The following is a 20671-nucleotide window of genomic DNA, read 5'->3' on the forward strand; positions in this document are numbered from 1 at the left end:
GAAATGTTTTTACACACAAAATTAGAGGATCGAAAACATCCAATAAGAGTAGCTTTTGTTGGATGTGGAAAATTTGTAAGTATGTTTTTATCACAATATTCCAACTTAAATAAAATTAAAATTGATAGCATAGTTGACCTCAATATTGATCAAGCAAAAAAAAATTGTTTAAAAAGTGGAGTAAGTGAAGAAGAGGTATCTAAAATGAATTTTTCAACTTCTCTTGATCAGATTATTGATAGAAATATTGAAATCTTTATTGAAGCAACAGGAAACCCTATTGTAGGTACTGTCCACGCTACAAAAATTTTAAAAGAAAAGAAACATCTGATTTTAGTTAACGTAGAGGCAGATATCACATGTGGAAAATATTTATCAGATTTAGCTAAAGAAAATGGAGTTATTTGTTCGATGGCTTATGGCGATCAACCTTCGTTAATTCTAGAACAAATTGAATGGGCTAGACTTAATGGTTTTGAAGTTATTTGCGCTGGAAAAGGAACAAAATACCATCCAAGTTTTGAATATTCCACACCCGATACAGTTTGGGGCCATTATGGCTTAACTAAAGAAAGGGCAGAGTATGAGTCAGGAATGAATCCAAAAATGTTTAATAGTTTTCTATGTGGTGATAAATCTGCAATTGAAATGTGCGCAGTAAGCAATGCTGCAAATCTTAAATGTCCTTCTAACGGATTAACTTTTCCTCCAGTTGGAGTTTATGACATAGCAAAAATGTTAATACCAAAAAAAGATGGTGGATTAATTGATTTTGAAGGTCAAGTTGAAGTTATATCAAGTATTGATTTAAATAAAAAAGATATTCCTAATGACTTGAGGTGGGGTGTATACATTGTAATTAAAGCTCAAAATGAATATGTAAAAAATTGTTTTAAAGATTATGGAATGGTCACAGATTCCTCTGGAAACTACTCGGCAATATGGAGACCTTATCATTATATTGGTTTAGAACTTGCTCAGTCTATATATTCTATAGCGCTTGATAATAGAGCAACAGGTTATACGAAAAACTATAATGCAGATGTTGCAAGTGTTGCAAAAAAAGATTTAAAAGTTGGTGAAAAGCTCGACGGAGAAGGAGGGTTTTGTGCAAGAGGTAAATTAATTACATCTCAAAATTCGAAAAATGAAATGATTTTACCACTTGGTTTAACCGATAATGCAATATTGAAAAAAAATATCAGTAAAGATGAAATAATAAAAATTAGTGATGTTGAGCTTAATTTACCAAAAGAGGTAATAGAAGCTAGAGATTACCAATACAATTTAATATAGTTGAGTTATAAATAATTGTGGATATAACAGTGAAATTCATTAATGCCCTCGTGGTGAAATTGGTAGACACAAAGGACTTAAAATCCTTGCCGCTTGCGGAGTGCCAGTTCGAGTCTGGCCGAGGGCACCATTAAATGAACAAACTACAAATTATTTCTGATAAAAATAAGAAATCCTTAAGTATAAAAAATATTTTATTAAAAAAAATTAGTTCTAATAATTTTCAAAACAAAAATTTAACTATTGTTATAGGAGGAGATGGTTTTATGCTCCAAACTCTTAAAAGAAACAAAAATTCTAATAAATTTTTCTATGGGATTAACTCTGGAAACTACGGTTTTCTAATGAATAAATTTTCCTCAAAAGATATTATAAAAAACCTTTCCAAAGCAAATATGGTTTCAATTTCTCCTTTAGAGATGATTGTAAGAAATAAAAATAATCAAATAAAAAAATCTATTGCTATTAATGAAGTTTCTGTATTAAGACAGAGCAGACAAGCAGCATCGTTATCAATTAAACAAGGTTCTAGACAAATTATAAAAAAATTAGTTTCTGATGGAGTTTTGGTGTCTACACCTGCTGGAAGCACCGCCTACAATTTATCTGTTCATGGACCTATATTAAGTCTTCATTCAAAAAAATTATCCATATCTCCAATTAGCGCATTTAGACCAAGAAGGTGGAAGGGTAAAATAGTTAATGATAAATCTAAAATTGTTATCACAAATCTAAATCCATCGAAGAGACCCATTAGTGCAGTTGCAGATAATTTGGAAGTAAGAAATGCGAAATCTATTACTGTTAAAATAAATAATAAAATTAAGTTTAATCTTCTCTATGATAAAAATAGAAGTTTACAAAAAAAAATTAAAATTGAACAAATAAGAAAAGAAACAAATTAGATTTAATGAATAAATTTAATCCAATTATAATAGTTGCTTTAGTTTTATTTGCAGGATTTTTTGCATTTAAATTAATGTCATTCTTCGGTTGCTATGTTCGTATCGAGAATTTTGATAAGTGTTTGAAGTTAACTGCTTGGTAAAGAAAGAAGTGGTGCCCCCGCACGGATTCGAACCGCGGACCTATTGATTACAAATCAATTGCTCTACCAACTGAGCTACAAGGGCATGCGCAATAATTATTAATTATTTGTTAAATAATCAACTCTTTTTTTTTAAATAACTTAAATGATGAAACACTATTGCTGCACTATTTGATATATTCAAACTTTCTATTTCTTCATTGATGTCAATTTTGACAAAAAAGTCTGCATATTTTCCAGTGTGTTGCCTCATTCCAAATCCTTCTGATCCAAAAAGTAAAATATTATTTCCCTCCCATTTGACATCAGTAAAATCTTTTTGGCCCTTTGAATCAAAACCATAAACCCAAAAATTTTTTTCTCTTAAATTTTTTAAAGTAGAATTAATATTTGAAACTTCAAAAATATTTACATGCTCCATACATCCACTCGCTGATTTATACATTAATTTACTATCTTTTGGAAAATGTCTCTCTTTAATTATTATACCATCAATTTTAAATGATGCTGCACTTCTAATGAGTGAACCTATATTTCTTGGATCAGTAACTTCATCCAAACATACAAAGGTTAAATTATTTTTTTCTTTAATAAATTCTTTTAATTCTGGTTGATCCAAATGTTCAATCTCAGCAACATATCCATTATGCATTAATTGTTCTTTTGATGAGTATTTGTCTAACTCTTTTTTTGATTTAAAATAGACTTTTACCTCTTCAAGAAGATTTTTATTTGGATTTTTTCTATGAATACTTTTTTTAGCATCCTCTGTTAAAAACACTCTTAAAACTTTCCTATTTGGATTACGTAATGCTTCCATTACCGCATGTTGACCAACAATAAAAAAAGATGATTTATTCATAAAATTATGATGTGTTTTACACGTTTTTTAATAGTTTTTCTTAATAAATCACGTGTTGCATTTGGATAAATAAAATATATAAAACGCATGTTATTTGAAGCTATATTGAACAAGGGGACACTTCCCCAAAGGAGGGGTTCCAGAGCGGTCAAATGGGGCGGGCTGTAAACCCGTTGACTTCGGTCTTCGAAAGTTCGAATCTTTCCCCCTCCACCATTTAATATAATTTTAAATAACAATGGAGTGTTACTCTTGGGGTTGTGCGGGTGTAGTTCAATGGTAGAACGCTAGCCTTCCAAGCTGGATGTAAGGGTTCGATTCCCTTTACCCGCTCCAAGAAATTAAAGTAAGAAACAAAAAAAAAAAACTGAGGTTAAAAAGAAATGTCAAAAGAAAAATTCGTACGAAGTAAACCCCACTGTAACATTGGGACTATTGGTCATGTCGACCATGGTAAAACAACCCTTACTGCAGCTATAACAAATGTATTAGCTGAAGCTGGTGGTGGAACAGCTGTAGCATACGATCAAATCGATAAAGCTCCAGAGGAAAAAGAAAGAGGAATTACAATTTCAACAGCACACGTTGAATATGAAACTGAAAAAAGACACTATGCTCACGTAGACTGTCCTGGTCACGCTGACTATGTAAAAAATATGATTACTGGTGCAGCACAAATGGATGGAGCAATATTAGTTGTTAATGCAGCTGATGGTCCTATGCCACAAACAAGAGAACATATTCTTTTAGGAAGACAAGTTGGTATTCCAGCAATTGTTGTTTACTTAAATAAAGTAGACCAAGTTGATGATAAAGATATGATTGAACTTGTAGAAGAAGAAATTAGAGAACTTTTAACTTCATACAAATATCCTGGAGATACAACTCCAATCGTTAAAGGTTCGGCTTTAGCAGCAGTTGAAAAAAGAGATGATGAAATTGGAAAAAATTCAATTTTAGAATTAATGAAAGCTGTTGATGAACATATCCCGCAACCAGCTAGAGAAGTTGACAAACCATTCTTGATGCCGGTTGAGGACGTATTTTCAATTTCAGGAAGGGGAACAGTTGCAACTGGAAGAGTAGAATCTGGTGTAATTAAAACTGGTGAGGAAGTTGAAATCGTTGGAATTAAAGAAACAAAAAAATCAGTTTGTACTGGAGTAGAAATGTTTAGAAAACTTTTAGACTCAGGTGAAGCTGGTGATAACGTAGGAATTTTATTGAGAGGTATTGAGAGAACTGACATTGAAAGAGGTCAAGTTCTTTGTAAGCCTGGATCAATAACTCCTCATACTAAATTTGAAGCTCAAGCCTATATTCTTAAAAAAGACGAGGGTGGAAGACACACTCCTTTCTTTACAAAATATAGACCACAGTTTTATTTTAGAACAACAGACGTTACAGGAGAAGTAGAATTACCAGCAGGTACTGAAATGGTTATGCCAGGTGATGATGCTAAATTCACTGTTAAACTGATTACACCTATTGCAATGGCAGAAAAATTAAACTTTGCTATTAGAGAAGGTGGTAGAACTGTTGGAGCAGGAGTAGTAACTAAAATTATAGAGTAACTCTATAAATAGGAGTGTAGCTCAATTGGTAGAGCGCCGGTCTCCAAAACCGGAGGCTGAGGGTTCGAGTCCCTCCGCTCCTGCCAATTTGAGCTAAAGAATTATGAAGAACCCGATTAAATTTATTCAGGAAGTAAAACAAGAGGCTTTCAAAGTTACTTGGCCTACTTGGAAAGAAACTTTGCAAGGTGCTTTAATGGTATTCGTTATGGCAGTTGTAATGTCCTTATTCTTTCTTTTATTAGATCAGGTTCTTAAATTCTTCTTAGAGTTGTTGTTAAAGGTGAGTATTTAATGAAAAATTGGTACATTGTTCAATCACACTCCAGTTTTGAAAATAAAGTTGCTTCATTAATTAAAGAAGAAGCGGATAAGGCTAAAATAAGTGAGAAATTCGAAGAAATTATAGTTCCAACTCACGATGTTACGGAAGTTAAAAGAGGAAAGAGAATTCAAAGAAAAAAGAAATATTTTCCTGGATACGTACTAATAAAGAGTGAAATGGATAACAATATTTATCATATGATTAAAGGAATAAAGAGAGTTAGTGGTTTTCTTGGATCAAAAGGCATCCCAGTACCTGTTTCTGATAAGGAAGTTGAGAAGATTTTAGGCCAAATTAAAGATGGTGTGGCTCAGCCAAAATCTGGTATAGATTACAGCGTTGGTGAAAAAGTTCAGGTTGTTGATGGTCCATTTGCATCATTTAATGGAATGATTGAAGAAATTGATGAAGAAAAAGCTAGACTTAAGGTGTCAGTTTCTATATTTGGTCGTCCAACACCAGTAGATTTAGAATATAACCAAGTTGAGAAAGTAAGCTAATGGCAAAAGAAATAAGTGGATTTATAAAGTTACAAATTAAAGGCGGACAAGCTAATCCTGCTCCTCCTGTTGGTCCTGCTTTAGGTCAACGTGGCGTTAATATAATGGAATTTTGTAAAGCATTTAATGACAAAACAAAATCTATGGCTGGAAAACCTGTTCCAGTTGAAATTACTGTTTATAAAGATAAAAAATTTGATTTTAAAATTAAATCACCACCAGCATCTTTTTATATAAAAGAAGCTGTTAAATTAAAAGGTGGATCAAAAGAGCCAGGAAGAAATATTGTAGCTTCGATTTCTAAAAAACAATTAGAAGATATTGCTAAAGAAAAAATGAATGATTTAAATGCTCACGATATAAATGAAGCAGTAAAAATTATTGCAGGTTCAGCTAGATCAATGGGTATAGAGGTGAAAGAATAATGGCTTCAAAAAGATATAAAAAATTACCAGAAAAAACTAAAGACTTAAATTCAGAGTCTATTGAAAAATTATTGCCTGAACTGAAAAAAAACTGCACGACAAAATTTGATGAGTCTCTAGATTTAAGTTTTCAAATAAATAACAAGCAAAAGAAAAGTGAAGTCAACATTAGAACTGTAGTAAATCTTCCTGGAGGAACAGGTAAGAAAGTAAAAGTTGCTGTTGTTTGTGAAGATAATAAAGCACAAGAAGCAAAAGATGCAGGAGCAGATATTGTTGGTGGAGATGAATTTGTTGAACAAATAAAAGGTGGGGACTTAAATTTTGAAAAATTAATTTGTACACCAGGTATGATGATTAAACTTTCGAAATTAGGAAAAGTTTTAGGTCCTAAAGGATTAATGCCAAATCCAAAACTTGGTTCAGTATCTGAAAATATTAAACAAGCAGTTACTGATGCAAAATCAGGACAAGTTGAAATTAGAAATGATAAAGATGGAAATATTGGAGTAAGTATTGGAAAAAAATCATTCAGTGATGATCAATTATTAAAAAATTATAATGCAATAATAGATGCACTTGAAAAAGAAAAATCTAACAACACACTCAAAGGTGATTTAATAAAAGGTGTTTTTGCGACTTCTACTATGGGTGTTTCTTACAAAGTTAAATTAGGAAAATCGATATAGTTATGATGAACAAAGAACAAAAGAAAAATTATATTGAAGAAATGACTTCTAAATTTGAGAGTAGTAAAGCTGTGATGGTTACACACTATCAAGGCTTAACAATGACTCAATTAGATGATTTAAGAGCAAAAATGAGAGAGCATGGTATCGTCTTTAAGATTACTAAAAACAGAATTACAAAATTAGCATTGGAGAAAACTAAGTGTAAAGATTTATCCAATCTTTTCACAGGTCCAACAGCGGTTGCATTTGGTGAAGATGCAATAATGTCTGCAAGAATATTGTCTAAATTTGCTAAAGATAACGAGAATCTTAAATTGATCGGTGGAATAATGGATGATGAGGTCTTAGATCAGGCCGGTGTCCAAAATGTTGCTAGTTTACCTACACTAGATGAAGCAAGAGCCAATATTGTGGGTATTTTAAACGCTCCGGCCTCAAAATTAATTAGTATTTTGCTTGCACATTCGGAAAAAATGAGTAGTTTGTCCGCAGAAAATTCTGAAACACAACCCAAAGAGTAGAAAAATATGCCTGACCTAAATAAAATTATTGAAGACTTATCAAGTTTGACTGTTGCTGAAGCAGCTGAACTTTCAAAACAGTTAGAAGAAAAGTGGGGTGTAACTCCAATGGCAGCAGCAGCTCCAGCAGCAGCAGGTGGTGCAGCTCCAGCAGAAGAGAAAGATGATTTCACTATCATGCTAGTTTCTGCGGGCGATAAAAAAATTAACGTTATTAAAGAAGTAAGAGCAGCTACTTCATTAGGTTTAAAAGAAGCAAAAGATCTTGTAGAGGGAGCACCAAAAGAAGTTAAATCTGGTGTTAACAAAAAAGATGCTGAAGAGATCAAAGCTAAGTTAGAAGCTGCTGGCGCAAAAGTAGAACTTAAATAAATTAATTAGAAAGAATTCAAATACTGGTTATTTTTAATCAGTATTAATATATATAGATGCAATTATCTTTTACTGAAAAAAAAAACATTAGAAAAAGTTTTGGTAAACTAAAAGAAAGCTTATCAATACCAAATCTTATCGAAGTTCAAAAAAATTCTTACAAAGAATTAACCGAATTTTATGCTGAAACCGAGTTAACAAAAGGCTTTGATAGAGTTTTTAAAAGTATTTTTCCAATTGAAGATTTAAATGACAAAGCAACTCTTGAATATGTTTCATACAGGTTAGAAAAACCTAAATTTGATGTTGAAGAATGTATAACAAGAGGTCTAACTTATTCTTCAGCTCTTAAATGTACTTTAAGATTAGTTGTTTACGAAATAGATCAAGAAAACAATACTAAAGATATTTTATCAGCAAAAGAACAAGAAGTTTACATGGGTGAAGTACCTATGATGACTAATAGTGGAACATTTATTACCAATGGTGTTCAACGTGTTGTTGTAAACCAAATGCATAGAAGTCCAGGTGTTTTCTTTGATCATGATAAAGGAAAAACTCATGCAAGTGGAAAATTATTATTTAATTGTAGAGTAATACCTAACAGGGGATCATGGTTAGACTTTGAATATGATGTTAAAGATTTTCTATATTTTAAAATTGATAGAAAGAAAAAAATATTTGCTTCAACTTTACTTTTAGCTTTAGGTTTTTCAAAATCAGAAATTGTAGATGAGTTTTACGAAAGTGAGCAATATACTTTTGATCCTAAAACAGAAAAATGGAAAACTAAATTTAACCCTGAGAATTATAAATCTAAAAACTTTTCTGAAGAAGTAATTGATGCAAAAACTGGTGAAGTAGTAATAAAATTAGGTGATAAAATTAATTTTTTAAATGCTAAAAAATTAGCTAACGACGGACTTAAAGATATTTTAGTTTCAAGGGAATCTCTTTTTGGAAAATTCTTACATAGAGATGTTAAGGTAAGTGATGAAGAAGAGGGTACGTTTAAAATTGGTACTGAACTTAATGATACAATTATTCAACAAATACTAGATGCAAATATTCACTCTTTACAAATATCTGTAACAAATTCCATAAATAAAGGACCATATTTGTTAACAACTGTTTTAGCAGATAAAAATAACTCTAAAGATGAAGCTATAACTGAAATATATAAGATGCTAAGACCGGGTGAGCCACCAACAATAGAGATAGCCACTCAAATATTTAACAATCTTTTCTTTAGCTCAGACAGATACGATCTATCTGATGTTGGTAGAGTGAAAATGAATTCAAGACTAAACCAAGAGTGTTCTGATAAAATTACGATCTTAAGAAATGATGACATCATTGCAATTATTCACAAAATGTTAGATTTGCGTGATGGTAAGGATGATGTTGATGACATTGATCATTTAGGAAATAGAAGAGTACGTTCTGTAGGTGAGTTAGTTGAAAACCAAGCGAGAATTGGTGTTTACAGAATGGAAAGGGCTATTAAAGAAAAAATGACTACCCTAGATGTTGAGTCTGCGATGCCACAAGATTTAATTAACGCAAAACCATTAACTGTTTCGTTGAAAGATTTTTTTGCTAGCTCTCAACTTTCACAGTTTATGGATCAAACGAACCCATTATCTGAAATTACACATAAAAGAAGAGTTTCTGCTCTTGGACCAGGTGGACTAACTAGAGAAAGAGCAGGATTTGAAGTTCGAGACGTTCACCCAACCCATTATGGAAGAATTTGTCCAATTGAGACTCCAGAGGGACCAAACATCGGTTTGATAAATAGTTTATCAACTTATGCAAAAATAAATAAATATGGCTTTATTGAAAGCCCATACAAAAAAGTAAAAGATGGGGTTGTGCAAGATAAAGTTGAGTATTTATCTGCAATGGAAGAAACCAAATTTACAATTGCTCAAGCAAATACAAAGTTAGATAAAAATGGAAAGATAGTTGAGGAACTTGTTTCTTGCAGACAAAATTTAAATTTCCTTTTATCAAAACCAGATGCAATTGATTATATCGACGTTTCACCAAAACAACTTGTTTCTGTTGCAGCATCTTTAATACCTTTCTTGGAAAATGATGATGCAAACAGAGCTCTAATGGGTTCTAACATGATGAGACAAGCAGTTCCTCTTTTAAAACCAGAATCACCATTGGTTGGTACTGGAATTGAAAGTGATGTGGCTTTAGACTCTGGTGTAACGATTGTTGCTAAGAGAGATGGAGTTGTTGATAAAATTGACGGTAAGAGAATTGTTATTAAAGTAACAGAGGAAACTGATTTTAGTGAATCAGGTGTAGATATTTATAACTTACAAAAATTTAAAAGATCAAACCAAAATACGTGTATTAACCAAAGACCACTTGTTAGGGTTGGAGATAAAGTTAAATCTGGTGATATTATTGCAGATGGTCCATCAACAAAATTAGGTGAATTGGCACTTGGAAAAAATGTAACAGTAGCATTTATGCCATGGCAAGGTTACAACTTTGAAGACTCAATTTTGATTTCAGAAAGATGTGTAACTGACGATGTATTTACTTCAGTACATATTGAAGAATATGAAATAATGGCAAGAGACACAAAACTTGGAGAAGAAGAAATTACCAGAGATATTCCTAATGTTAACGAGGAAGCTTTAAAAAATCTTGATGAATCTGGAATAGTTTACATTGGAGCTGAAGTAAATGCTGGTGATATTTTAGTTGGAAAAGTTACACCCAAAGGTGATTCAGCATCAGGACCAGAAGAAAAACTATTAAGATCAATCTTTGGAGAAAAAGCTATTGACGTTACTGATACATCTTTGAGAATGTCGCGAGGTGCTAGTGGTACAGTTGTTGATGTAAGAGTATTTAACAGACATGGTATTGAAAAAGACGAAAGATCAATAACTATTGAAAGAGCTGAAATTGAACAAGTTCAGCAAGATAAATTAGTAGAGGAAGAAATTTTAGAGAGAAGCATTAAACAAAGAGCTTCACAAATTTTATCAGGATCATCATTAACTAAAAAAGTAAAAGATTTATCTGAAGGAACAAAACTTGATTTTGATGCAATTAATAATCTTTCTATAAATGATGTATTTAAAATAACAGTTGGAAATGTAAATGATGAAGCGACTTTGACGCAACTTAAAGATCAATACAACAAAGCAAAACAAGACATTACAGAAAGATTTGAAGATAAAGTTTTAAAAATTAGAAGTGGTGATGATTTATTACCAAGTGTTATGAAAATGGTAAAAGTTTTTGTGGCTATTAAGAGAAGATTAAGACCAGGCGATAAAATGTCAGGAAGACATGGTAATAAGGGCGTCGTTAGTAAAATAGTACCAGTTGAAGATATGCCATATAGAGAAGATGGTAGACCAGTTGATATTGTTTTAAATCCTCTAGGTGTTCCAAGTAGGATGAATGTAGGTCAAATTTTAGAAACTCACCTAGGTTGGGCTTGTAAAGAATTTGGTGAGCAGATTAAAAATTTAGTTAACGAAAACAACAAAAAGATTGAAAGAACTGAAAAAATAGAAAAATTTTTAAAATCTGTTTATGGAGAAGATACTTTCAATGAAAAAGTAGACAAATTAAGTAAGAACGAATTTAAAGACCTGTGTGAAAATTTACAAAATGGTGTCGCAATATCAACTCCTGTTTTTGATGGCGCTAAAGAGAAAAATGTAACTGACATGTTAGAGTTAGCGAACTTACCAGGATCTGGACAAACTTATTTATGGGATGGAAGAACTGGGGAAAAATTTGACAGACCAGTTACAGTTGGAATAATTTATATGTTGAAACTACACCACTTAGTTGAAGATAAAATTCATGCAAGATCTACAGGTCCTTACAGTTTAGTTACACAACAACCTCTCGGTGGTAAAGCACAATTAGGTGGTCAAAGATTTGGAGAAATGGAAGTATGGGCTCTTGAAGCTTACGGAGCTTCTTATACTTTACAAGAAATTTTGACTGTAAAATCTGATGATGTTGCTGGAAGAGTCAAAGTTTACGAAACTATAGTTAAAGGTGAAGAGAATTTCGAGTCTGGTATTCCAGAGTCATTTAACGTCTTAGTTAAAGAAATTAAATCATTAGCATTAAACGTGGAGCTTAATTAATGAAAAAAGAATTAACTGATTTATTTAAAGGTAGTGAAATTTCTGAAGCACAGAATTTTAATAGTATAAAAATTTCTTTAGCTAGTCCTGAGAAAATTAAATCTTGGACATTTGGTGAAATTAAAAAACCAGAAACTATAAATTATAGAACCTTTAGACCCGAGAAAGATGGTCTATTCTGTGCAAGAATTTTTGGACCAATCAAAGATTACGAATGTTTATGCGGAAAGTATAAACGAATGAAATTTAGAGGTATTATCTGTGAAAAATGTGGCGTTGAAGTAACAAAATCTAATGTAAGAAGAGAGAGAATGGGCCACATTAATCTTGCAACTCCTGTGGCACATATTTGGTTCTTGAAATCATTACCAAGTAGAATTGCACTTGCGGTAGATATGAAGCTGAAAGAGATCGAGAGAGTTCTTTATTTTGAAAACTTTATAGTAATCGAACCGGGATTGACTGGTTTGCAAAAAAACCAACTTTTAAATGAAGAAGAATTAGCTAAATATCAAGATGAATTTGGAGAAGAAAGCTTTACTGCAGGTATTGGAGCAGAAGCTGTTCTTGAGATGTTAAAAAATCTTGACTTAGAATTAGAAAGAAAAAATCTTGCTAGCTTTATTAAAGAGACTAAATCTAAAGTTAATGAAGAAAGAGCAATTAAGAGATTAAAATTAATAGAGTCATTTATCGAAACTGGTCAAAAACCAGAGTGGATGATTATGACAGTGGTTCCAGTTATTCCACCAGAATTAAGACCTTTGGTTCCGTTAGATGGTGGTAGATTTGCTACTTCAGATCTTAACGACCTATACAGAAGAGTTATTAACAGAAATAATAGATTAAAAAGATTAATGGATCTTAAAGCTCCTGACATCATTGTTAGAAATGAAAAAAGAATGCTTCAAGAATCTGTTGATGCTCTTTTTGATAATGGAAGAAGAGGTCGTGTTATTACTGGAACAGGTAAAAGACCACTTAAATCTCTTGCAGAAATGCTTAAAGGTAAGCAGGGTAGATTTAGACAAAACTTATTAGGAAAAAGGGTAGATTACTCTGGAAGATCAGTAATCGTTGTTGGTCCAGACTTAAAATTACATGAGTGTGGATTACCAAAAAAAATGGCTTTGGAGTTATTTAAACCATTTTTATACGCAAGATTAAATAAATTAGGTTTAGCATCTACAATTAAACAAGCAAAAAAATTAGTAGAGAAAGAAACTAATGCTGTATGGGATGCATTAGAGTTAATCGTAAGAGAACACCCTGTTTTATTAAACAGAGCACCAACACTTCATAGACTTGGTGTTCAAGCTTTTGAACCAAAATTAATTGAAGGTGATGCAATTGAGCTACACCCTTTAACTTGTGCAGCTTTTAATGCTGATTTTGATGGTGACCAAATGGCTGTTCATGTACCTTTAAGTTTAGAAGCTCAGTTGGAAGCAAGAATATTAATGCTATCAACAAACAACATTCTATCTCCTTCAAATGGTAAACCTATAATCGTTCCAAGTCAGGATATGATTTTAGGAATATATTATCTTTCACAGGAACCAGTAACGGATAAACCATCTGGATACTTTACTAATTCTGATCAAATAGAGTTTGCATTATCTTCAGGTGAGATTAACGTTCATAGCACTATTATTTCAAGATATGAAACTGTTGACGAACAAGGAAATAAGAAAATTGAAAAATATACATCAACTGCGGGAAGATTTTTATTAGCCAACCTATTACCAAAAAATAGCAATATTAAATTTTCATTAGTTGATAGATTGCTACCAAAAAAAGTTGTTTCTGAAATAATTGATGTGGTTTTTAGATTCTGTGGTCAGAAAACGACAGTTATTTTCTGTGATAAACTTAAAGATTTAGGATTTAAGCATGCATTTAAAGCAGGAATTTCATTTGGAAAAGATGATTTAATTATTCCTGAAAATAAAACTCAATTAATTGATGATACTAAAAAATTAATTGCAGATTATGAAACTCAATATGCCGAAGGTTTGATTACAAGAGGCGAAAAGTACAACAAGGTTGTGGACGCATGGTCTAAATGTACTGATAAAGTTGCGGGTGAAATGATGAAAAGAATCTCTGCAACTGAAAAAACAGAAGAGGGTTTAAAAATAAATTCAGTATTTATGATGGCTGATAGCGGTGCCAGAGGTTCAGCAGCTCAAATGAAACAATTGGCTGGTATGAGAGGATTAATTGCAAAACCTTCAGGTGAAATTATTGAGAGTCCAATTATATCTAACTTTAAAGAAGGTTTAACAGCTTTAGAGTATTTTAATTCTACACACGGCGCAAGAAAAGGATTAGCAGATACCGCGCTTAAAACAGCAAGCTCTGGTTATTTAACGAGAAGATTGTGTGATGTTGCTCAAGATTTAACAGTAACAAAAATTAAATGTGAAGAGCCAGGTTTTATTGAACTATCAGAGATCTTAGAGGGTGGTAATGTAGTTGTTAGTTTGGCAGAAAGAGCACTAGGTAGAGTTACAGCTGCTGAAGTGAAAAATCCTTTAAGTGGTGAGGTAATAATCAAAAAGTCTGAAATGATTGATGAGGCAGGCTGTGATAAAATTGATGCAGCAGGTGTTAAATCTATAAAAGTTTATTCAGTAATGACTTGTAGTTCTAAAGAAGGTGTTTGTGCCACTTGTTACGGAAGAGATTTATCTAGAGGTAAAATGGTACATGTGGGTGAAGCAATTGGTATGATTTCAGCTCAATCAATTGGAGAACCAGGTACGCAGTTAACGATGAGAACATTCCACGTTGGAGGAACAGCTTCGGTTAAACAAGATAACCAAATTATCAGCAAAAGCGATGGAACATTAAAAATTATTAACTCAAATATTCTAGAAGATTCTAAAAAGAATTTAATTGTAATGGGAAGAAATACTCAGCTTTCTATTGAGGATGATAAAGGAGTTCAAATAGCAGTTTATAAAGTTGCTTATGGATCAAGATTATTTTTTAATAATGGAGATAAAGTTAAAGCAAATACAAAAATTTGTGAGTGGGATCCATATACAACTCCAGTTATTGCTGAAAAGAGTGGTATTGCAAGTTATGTTGATTTGATAGATGGCGTTTCAATTCAAGAAACTACTGATGATGCAACTGGTATTTCATCAAAATCTGTGATTGATTGGAGAGGTCAATCTAAGAGTACAGATTTAAAACCAAGAATTACTTTAAGAGATGAAAAAGGAAATGTAATTAAAAAAGCAGATGACAATGAAGCTAGATATTACTTAGTACCAGATTCAATTTTATCAATTAAAGATGGTCAAAAAGTTTATGCTGGTGATGTTATTGCAAGATTGCCTAAAGAAACAACGAAAACCAAAGATATTACTGGAGGTCTTCCAAGAGTAGCTGAACTTTTTGAAGCTAGAAAAGCTAAGGACAGTGCTATTATTGCTGAAAATGATGGAAGTGTTGTTTTTGGAAAAGAAGTTAGAGGTAAACAAAGAATTTCGATTGTTCCTGAAGACGGATCAGAACCATCAAATTATTTAATTCCAAAAGGAAAACACATTAACTTTAATCCCGGTGAAAAAATTCAAAAAGGTGAATATCTTTTAGATGGACAGCCATTACCGCATGATATTTTAAGAATTTTAGGCATTAAAGAATTAACAGAATATTTTGTTAATCAAGTTCAAGAAGTATATCGATTACAAGGTGTAATTATTAACGATAAACATATTGAAACAATTCTAAGACAAATGCTTAAGAAAGTTGAAGTTAAGGTATCTGGAGATTCAAGTTATTTACCAGGTGAAGTGGTTGATAGAATCAAGTTTGATAATACTAATGAAAAATTAGTTGCTGAAGGCAAAACTCCTGCAGTTGGAGAAAGAGTTTTAATGGGTATTACTAAAGCTTCACTTCAAACAGAATCATTCATTTCTGCTGCATCTTTCCAAGAGACAACAAGAGTATTAACAGATGCTGCAATTAAAGGGAAAGTTGATCCATTAAACGGTTTAAAAGAGAACGTAATTGTTGGAAGATTAGTTCCTGCTGGTACGGGTAATATCAAGAACAGATGGAACAACAAGGCCTTGGAAGATGATAATAGCTTCTTAGCAGAACAGGACAAACTTGAAGCTTCTGAGCCTGAAGAAACACAAGTAAATCAATAAAAAAATCACCTAAAAATTGCAGTTTTAGTTTGACAATAGCTGATTAATAAGTATTTTGGCGATGTTTTTGGTTGGAATGTAGTGCTCTTGAGGTACTAAACGCTGCCACAAAATAACCTGTCAGTTATTTTCATCTCAAAAATAAATTAATTAATTTTAAAAAAAAAAATTATGCCAACTATTAATCAGTTGTTAAGAAAAAAAAGAGTTAAACAAGTTTCTAGGAACAAAGTTCCTGCTTTACAAAAGCAACCTTTAAAAAGAGGTGTTTGTGTTAAAGTTTATACAACCACTCCAAAAAAACCAAACTCTGCATTAAGAAAAGTTGCTAGAGTTAGATTGTCAAACGGTTTTGAAGTAACTGCTTATATTCCAGGCGAGGGACATAACTTACAAGAACACTCAGTAGTACTAATTAGAGGTGGAAGGGTTAAAGATTTACCTGGTGTTAGATATCATATCTTAAGAGGAAATTTAGATACACAAGGTGTTGCAAATAGAAAACAGAGAAGATCTTTATACGGAACAAAAAAAGGTAAATAATGTCTAGAAAAAAAACTCAACCCAAAAAAAATATAGTTCCTGATCCAAAGTTTAATTCAACTATAATTCCAAAATTAATAAACAACATTATGTATGATGGCAAAAGAGGTATTGCTGCAAAAATAGTTTATGAAGCAATAGATAAAATCAAAACAAAAACTAAAGATGAACCAATAAATATTTTCAATGAAGCGATTAACAATATCAAACCAACTGTAGAAGTTAGATCACGAAGAGTAGGTGGTGCAACATATCAAGTGCCAGTTGAGGTAAAAAGTAAAAGAGCTCAAGCACTTGCAATAAGATGGTTAGTTGATTCAGCAAGAAAAAGAAAAGACAAACACATGGCAGATAAAATTTTTAACGAACTGTATGATGCTTATGAAAAAAAAGGTGCTGCAGTAAAAAAAAGAGAGGATGTTCATAAAATGGCAGAGTCTAATAAGGCATTTGCACATTTTAGATGGTAAAGAATTATGGCTAGAACTCATACATTAGATAAATATAGAAACATTGGGATCATGGCCCACATAGACGCTGGTAAAACAACTACTACAGAAAGAATTTTATACTATACAGGAAAAAGCCATAAAATTGGTGAAGTACATGATGGTGCTGCAACAATGGATTGGATGGAGCAAGAACAAGAAAGAGGTATCACAATTACTTCTGCAGCAACAACTTGTTTCTGGAATGACCACAGAGTTAATATAATTGATACTCCAGGCCACGTAGATTTTACAATTGAAGTAGAAAGATCTTTAAAAGTATTAGATGGTGCTGTGGCTGTATTTGATGGAGTTGCTGGTGTAGAACCTCAATCTGAGACAGTATGGAGACAAGCAGACAAATATAAAGTTCCGAGAATTTGTTTTGTAAATAAACTTGATAGAACTGGTGCAGATTTCTTTAGATGTGTTGATATGATCAGAGATAGATTGGGTGCTAAACCATTAGTTTTACAAGTGCCTATTGGAATTGAAGCTTCTTTAACTGGTGTTGTTGACCTAGTTAAAATGAAAGCTCAAGTGTGGAAAAATGAAGCATTAGGTGCTGAGTGGGAATATAAAGATATACCTGATGATTTAAAAGAAATTTCAGAAAAATACAGAACTGAATTAATTGAGTCTGCAGTTGAGCAAGACGAAAAGTTAATGGAAGCGTATTTAAATGGCGATGAAATTAAAGAAGAAGATTTAGTTAAGTGCATTAGAAAAGGAACTTTAAATTTTAGCTTTGTTCCTGTTTTAACTGGTTCAGCTTTTAAAAATAAAGGTGTTCAGCCTTTATTAGATGCAGTTATTAATTACCTTCCAAGTCCAGTGGATATTGGATCTATCAAAGGAACTAAACTTGGTTCAGATGATGAAATTGAAATGAAATTCGAGGATGGATCATCTTTTTCAGGTTTAGCATTTAAAGTTGCGAATGATCCATTTGTTGGTTCATTAACATTTGTTAGAATTTATTCTGGTACAATTAAATCAGGTACTGCTGTGTACAATTCTTCATCAGATAAAGAAGAAAGAGTTGGTCGTATGCTTTTAATGCATGCAAACTCTAGAGAAGATATTAAAGAAGCAAATGCAGGTGATATTGTTTCTTTGGCAGGTTTAAAAAATACTATGACAGGTCATACTTTGTGTGACAAAGAAAATCCTGTTTTATTAGAGCCAATGGAATTTCCTGAACCAGTAATTGAAATTGCTGTTGAGCCTAAAACAAAAGGTGACCAAGAAAAAATGGGTGAAGCTTTAGCAAGATTAGCTAAAGAAGATCCTTCATTTAGAGTTTCATCTGATGAGGAATCTGGTCAGACTATCATCAAAGGAATGGGTGAGCTTCATTTAGATATTATTGTTGATCGTATGAAAAGAGAATTTAAAGTTGAAGCAAATGTTGGTGCTCCACAAGTTGCTTACAGAGAAACAATAGAAAAATCAGCTGAATTTGAATACATACACAAAAAACAAAGTGGTGGTGCTGGCCAATTCGCTAAAGTAAAATTATTTGTTGAACCTCAAGAACCAGGCAAGGGTAGAGAGGTTGAAAGTGCCATAAAAGGTGGAGCTATTCCAAAAGAATTTATCCCTGGTGTTGAAAAAGGTATTGAGACAGTTTCTGATAGTGGAATACTAGCAGGTTTTCCTATGATTGATTACAAAGTAACAATTGTTGACGGTTTGCATCATGATGTAGACTCAAGCGTTCTGGCATTTGAACTTGCCAGCAGGGCATGTTTTAAAGAAGCTTGTACACAAGGTGGACTAAAGCTTTTAGAGCCTATTATGAGAGTGGAAGTTGTTACTCCAGAAGATTATATGGGTGATGTAATTGGTGATTTAAACAGTAGAAGAGGCCAAATTAGCACTCAAGAGCAAAGAGGAAATGCAACTGTTATAACAGCAATGGTCCCTTTAGCTAATATGTTTGGCTACATTAATAATCTTAGATCAATGTCACAAGGAAGAGCGCAATATTCAATGTTCTTCGATCATTATTCTAAAGTTCCACAAAACGTTCAAGATGAAGTAACTAAAAAGGTAGCAGGTTAATGGAAAAACAAAATATTAGAATTAAACTAAGAGCATACGACAATAAAGTCTTAGATGCTTCTACCGAGGAAATAGTTAATACAGTTAAAAGAACTGGAGCTACTATAAAGGGTCCAATACCACTTCCTACAAGAATTGAAAGATACACAGTTTTAAGATCTCCACACATTGATAAAAAAAGTAGAGAGCAATTTGAGTCTAGAACCCACAAAAGATTAATTGATATTATTGAACCAACACCACAAACAGTAGAGGCTTTAATGAAACTAGACTTAGCTTCAGGTGTAGATGTGGAGATAAAAATATAATTATGAGTGAGATAGCATTATTAGGTAAGAAAATTGGCATGACTAGAGAGTTTTATAAATCTGGTCAATTAGTGCCTGTTACAGTTCTTAAAGTTGAGAAAGCTAGAGTTATTCAAGTAATTGAGGAAGAAAAAAGAGGTTATAAGGCTATTCAACTTGGATATGGAAAAATAAAAAATTCAAAATTAACAAAAGCAATGAAAGGTGTTTTTGCAAAGAAAAACACTGAAGCTAAGAAAAAATTAAAAGAATTTAGAGTGAACGATACTTCTGCCTATAAAGAAGGAAATGAATTTGGTTTAGAAATTTTCAAAGATATTAAATTTGTAGATACAAGATCAAAAACAATTGGAAAAGGTTTTGCTGGTGCTATGAAGAGACATAACTTTGGTGGCTTAAGAGCCAGTCATGGTGTTTCTATTTCCCATAGAGCTCATGGTTCAACAGGACACAGTCAAGATCCTGGTAAAGTTTTTAAAGGGAAAAAAATGGCTGGTCATATGGGTGATAAGCTAAGAACAATGCAAAATATCGAAATAATAAAAACAGATTTAGAAAATGAGCTACTTTATTTAAAAGGATCTATTCCAGGATCAAAAAATGCTGAAGTGATGGTTAAAAGATCAGTTAAAAATATAAATAAAATGACAATCAGTGAAAAATTAGCTGCTGCTGAGGAAGCAAAAAAAACACCAGATAAGAAGAAAAAATAATGAAATTAGATAAAATTAGCATAGACGGAAAAAAAGATACTATTGAAGTGCTAGACAAAATATTTTCTGCAAAAATTAATCAAAAGTTAGTTGCTAGTGTTTTGTACAAAACAAACGCTAACTACAAAGGTAGACACGCTAAGACTAAACAACAAAATGAGGTAAAAGGTCCGACATCAAAAATTTATGCACAAAAAGGAACTGGTGGAGCAAGACACGCTAGTAGAAAAGCTCCTATTTTTGTTGGTGGTGGTATAGCTCATGGTCCAAAAGGTGAATTAGCTTATAAAAAAAGAAAGTTGAACAAAAATGAAAAGAAACAAAGTGTTGCTTCTTTAATTACTGAAAAAAATAATAATAAGAACTTATTGATTTTAAATGATTTTAATTCTGAAATTAAAAAAACAAAAGAAATGAATTCAATAATTAACAAATTGGAGATTTCTAATTCACTAATTATTCTTGATAAAAATTCAAAAGATAAGATAGAAAAATCTGTAAGAAATATTCCAAACGTTAAAGTTACTGATGTAAATCATTTTAGTGCATACGATATAATAAAATTTAAGAAAGTTGTTTTTACAGAAAGTTCAGTAAAAGAATTGGAGAAAAGGTATTCTTAA

At 32.1% G+C, this 20671-nt stretch carries 18 protein-coding genes and 5 tRNA genes; 21 read left to right on the plus strand and 2 right to left on the minus strand.

All coding sequences use genetic code 11. The features are described 5' to 3' along the window. The first annotated feature begins 3 nt into the window (after nt 1-3). The 3 genes from ACTTAS_RS02035 (at nt 4) to ACTTAS_RS02045 (ending at nt 2201) form a co-directional block, all read left to right on the plus strand. Nucleotides 4-1296, plus strand: a complete 1293-nt coding sequence (locus tag ACTTAS_RS02035) for an NAD(P)H-dependent oxidoreductase (protein ID WP_440678174.1) — start codon at nt 4-6, stop codon at nt 1294-1296. 44 nt (nt 1297-1340) lie between these two features. After that, nucleotides 1341-1426: transfer RNA gene (locus ACTTAS_RS02040), tRNA-Leu, on the plus strand. 4 nt (nt 1427-1430) lie between these two features. Further along, nucleotides 1431-2201 (plus strand): NAD kinase, encoded by a 771-nt coding sequence (locus tag ACTTAS_RS02045; RefSeq protein WP_440678175.1) that lies wholly within the window; start codon nt 1431-1433, stop codon nt 2199-2201. Between the two features lie 152 nt (nt 2202-2353). Here the strand turns inward: ACTTAS_RS02045 and ACTTAS_RS02050 are convergent. Together ACTTAS_RS02050 and rlmB are read right to left on the minus strand one after the other, a co-directional pair. Then, nucleotides 2354-2429: transfer RNA gene (locus ACTTAS_RS02050), tRNA-Thr, on the minus strand. A gap of 33 nt (nt 2430-2462) precedes the next feature. Next, the gene (rlmB, locus tag ACTTAS_RS02055) at nt 2463-3206 is read right to left on the minus strand and encodes a 23S rRNA (guanosine(2251)-2'-O)-methyltransferase RlmB (RefSeq protein WP_440678177.1); all 744 of its coding nucleotides are present in this window, start codon (nt 3204-3206) and stop codon (nt 2463-2465) included. 130 nt (nt 3207-3336) lie between these two features. On the opposite strand from rlmB, the gene ACTTAS_RS02060 reads away from it, so the two are divergent. The 18 genes from ACTTAS_RS02060 to rplD all read left to right on the plus strand — a co-directional run bounded on the left by ACTTAS_RS02060 (nt 3337) and on the right by rplD (nt 20671). Further along, nucleotides 3337-3422, plus strand: a tRNA-Tyr gene (locus ACTTAS_RS02060). Between the two features lie 46 nt (nt 3423-3468). Then, nucleotides 3469-3542 (plus strand) — tRNA-Gly (locus tag ACTTAS_RS02065). Between the two features lie 47 nt (nt 3543-3589). After that, nucleotides 3590-4780, plus strand: coding sequence for an elongation factor Tu (gene tuf, locus ACTTAS_RS02070; protein WP_262589086.1), 1191 nt, complete (start codon nt 3590-3592; stop codon nt 4778-4780). A gap of 10 nt (nt 4781-4790) precedes the next feature. Next, nucleotides 4791-4866, plus strand: a tRNA-Trp gene (locus ACTTAS_RS02075). A gap of 17 nt (nt 4867-4883) precedes the next feature. After that, on the plus strand, nt 4884-5075 hold the full coding sequence (secE, locus tag ACTTAS_RS02080; protein WP_262589088.1) for a preprotein translocase subunit SecE: 192 nt from the start codon (nt 4884-4886) through the stop codon (nt 5073-5075). Continuing rightward, nucleotides 5075-5605: a transcription termination/antitermination protein NusG gene (gene nusG, locus ACTTAS_RS02085; protein ID WP_262589089.1), complete on the plus strand. Its 531-nt coding sequence runs from the start codon at nt 5075-5077 to the stop codon at nt 5603-5605. Before secE ends, nusG begins: the two co-directional genes overlap by 1 nt. Then, complete coding sequence (gene rplK, locus ACTTAS_RS02090) at nt 5605-6030, plus strand: 50S ribosomal protein L11 (RefSeq protein WP_262589090.1); 426 nt, start codon at nt 5605-5607, stop codon at nt 6028-6030. The genes nusG and rplK overlap by 1 nt, the downstream gene beginning before the upstream one ends. Then, nucleotides 6030-6719 carry a 50S ribosomal protein L1 gene (rplA, locus tag ACTTAS_RS02095; RefSeq protein WP_440656754.1) on the plus strand — a complete coding sequence of 230 codons (690 nt, stop codon included), beginning with the start codon at nt 6030-6032 and terminating at the stop codon, nt 6717-6719. The genes rplK and rplA overlap by 1 nt, the downstream gene beginning before the upstream one ends. A gap of 5 nt (nt 6720-6724) precedes the next feature. Further along, the gene (rplJ, locus tag ACTTAS_RS02100) at nt 6725-7243 is read left to right on the plus strand and encodes a 50S ribosomal protein L10 (RefSeq protein ID WP_428081222.1); all 519 of its coding nucleotides are present in this window, start codon (nt 6725-6727) and stop codon (nt 7241-7243) included. A gap of 6 nt (nt 7244-7249) precedes the next feature. After that, nucleotides 7250-7615 carry a 50S ribosomal protein L7/L12 gene (gene rplL, locus ACTTAS_RS02105; RefSeq protein ID WP_262589092.1) on the plus strand — a complete coding sequence of 122 codons (366 nt, stop codon included), beginning with the start codon at nt 7250-7252 and terminating at the stop codon, nt 7613-7615. 56 nt (nt 7616-7671) lie between these two features. Next, nucleotides 7672-11757, plus strand: coding sequence for a DNA-directed RNA polymerase subunit beta (rpoB, locus tag ACTTAS_RS02110; protein ID WP_440678178.1), 4086 nt, complete (start codon nt 7672-7674; stop codon nt 11755-11757). Next, nucleotides 11757-15929 carry a DNA-directed RNA polymerase subunit beta' gene (gene rpoC / locus ACTTAS_RS02115; protein WP_440678179.1) on the plus strand — a complete coding sequence of 1391 codons (4173 nt, stop codon included), beginning with the start codon at nt 11757-11759 and terminating at the stop codon, nt 15927-15929. The genes rpoB and rpoC overlap by 1 nt, the downstream gene beginning before the upstream one ends. Nucleotides 15930-16100: 171 nt before the next feature. Further along, the gene (rpsL, locus tag ACTTAS_RS02120) at nt 16101-16472 is read left to right on the plus strand and encodes a 30S ribosomal protein S12 (protein ID WP_075506813.1); all 372 of its coding nucleotides are present in this window, start codon (nt 16101-16103) and stop codon (nt 16470-16472) included. Beyond that, complete coding sequence (rpsG, locus tag ACTTAS_RS02125) at nt 16472-16942, plus strand: 30S ribosomal protein S7 (RefSeq protein WP_262589096.1); 471 nt, start codon at nt 16472-16474, stop codon at nt 16940-16942. Before rpsL ends, rpsG begins: the two co-directional genes overlap by 1 nt. A gap of 6 nt (nt 16943-16948) precedes the next feature. Continuing rightward, nucleotides 16949-19027, plus strand: a complete 2079-nt coding sequence (fusA, locus tag ACTTAS_RS02130; RefSeq protein ID WP_440676382.1) for an elongation factor G — start codon at nt 16949-16951, stop codon at nt 19025-19027. Continuing rightward, the gene (rpsJ, locus tag ACTTAS_RS02135) at nt 19027-19335 is read left to right on the plus strand and encodes a 30S ribosomal protein S10 (protein ID WP_023853699.1); all 309 of its coding nucleotides are present in this window, start codon (nt 19027-19029) and stop codon (nt 19333-19335) included. Before fusA ends, rpsJ begins: the two co-directional genes overlap by 1 nt. Before the next feature lie 2 nt (nt 19336-19337). Continuing rightward, nucleotides 19338-20048 (plus strand): 50S ribosomal protein L3, encoded by a 711-nt coding sequence (rplC, locus tag ACTTAS_RS02140; RefSeq protein ID WP_440678180.1) that lies wholly within the window; start codon nt 19338-19340, stop codon nt 20046-20048. Beyond that, nucleotides 20048-20671: a 50S ribosomal protein L4 gene (rplD, locus tag ACTTAS_RS02145; protein ID WP_262589100.1), complete on the plus strand. Its 624-nt coding sequence runs from the start codon at nt 20048-20050 to the stop codon at nt 20669-20671. The genes rplC and rplD overlap by 1 nt, the downstream gene beginning before the upstream one ends.

The sequence above is a fragment of the Candidatus Pelagibacter sp. HIMB1611 genome (assembly GCF_052047715.1).
In the GTDB taxonomy this organism is placed as follows: Bacteria; Pseudomonadota; Alphaproteobacteria; order Pelagibacterales; family Pelagibacteraceae; genus Pelagibacter.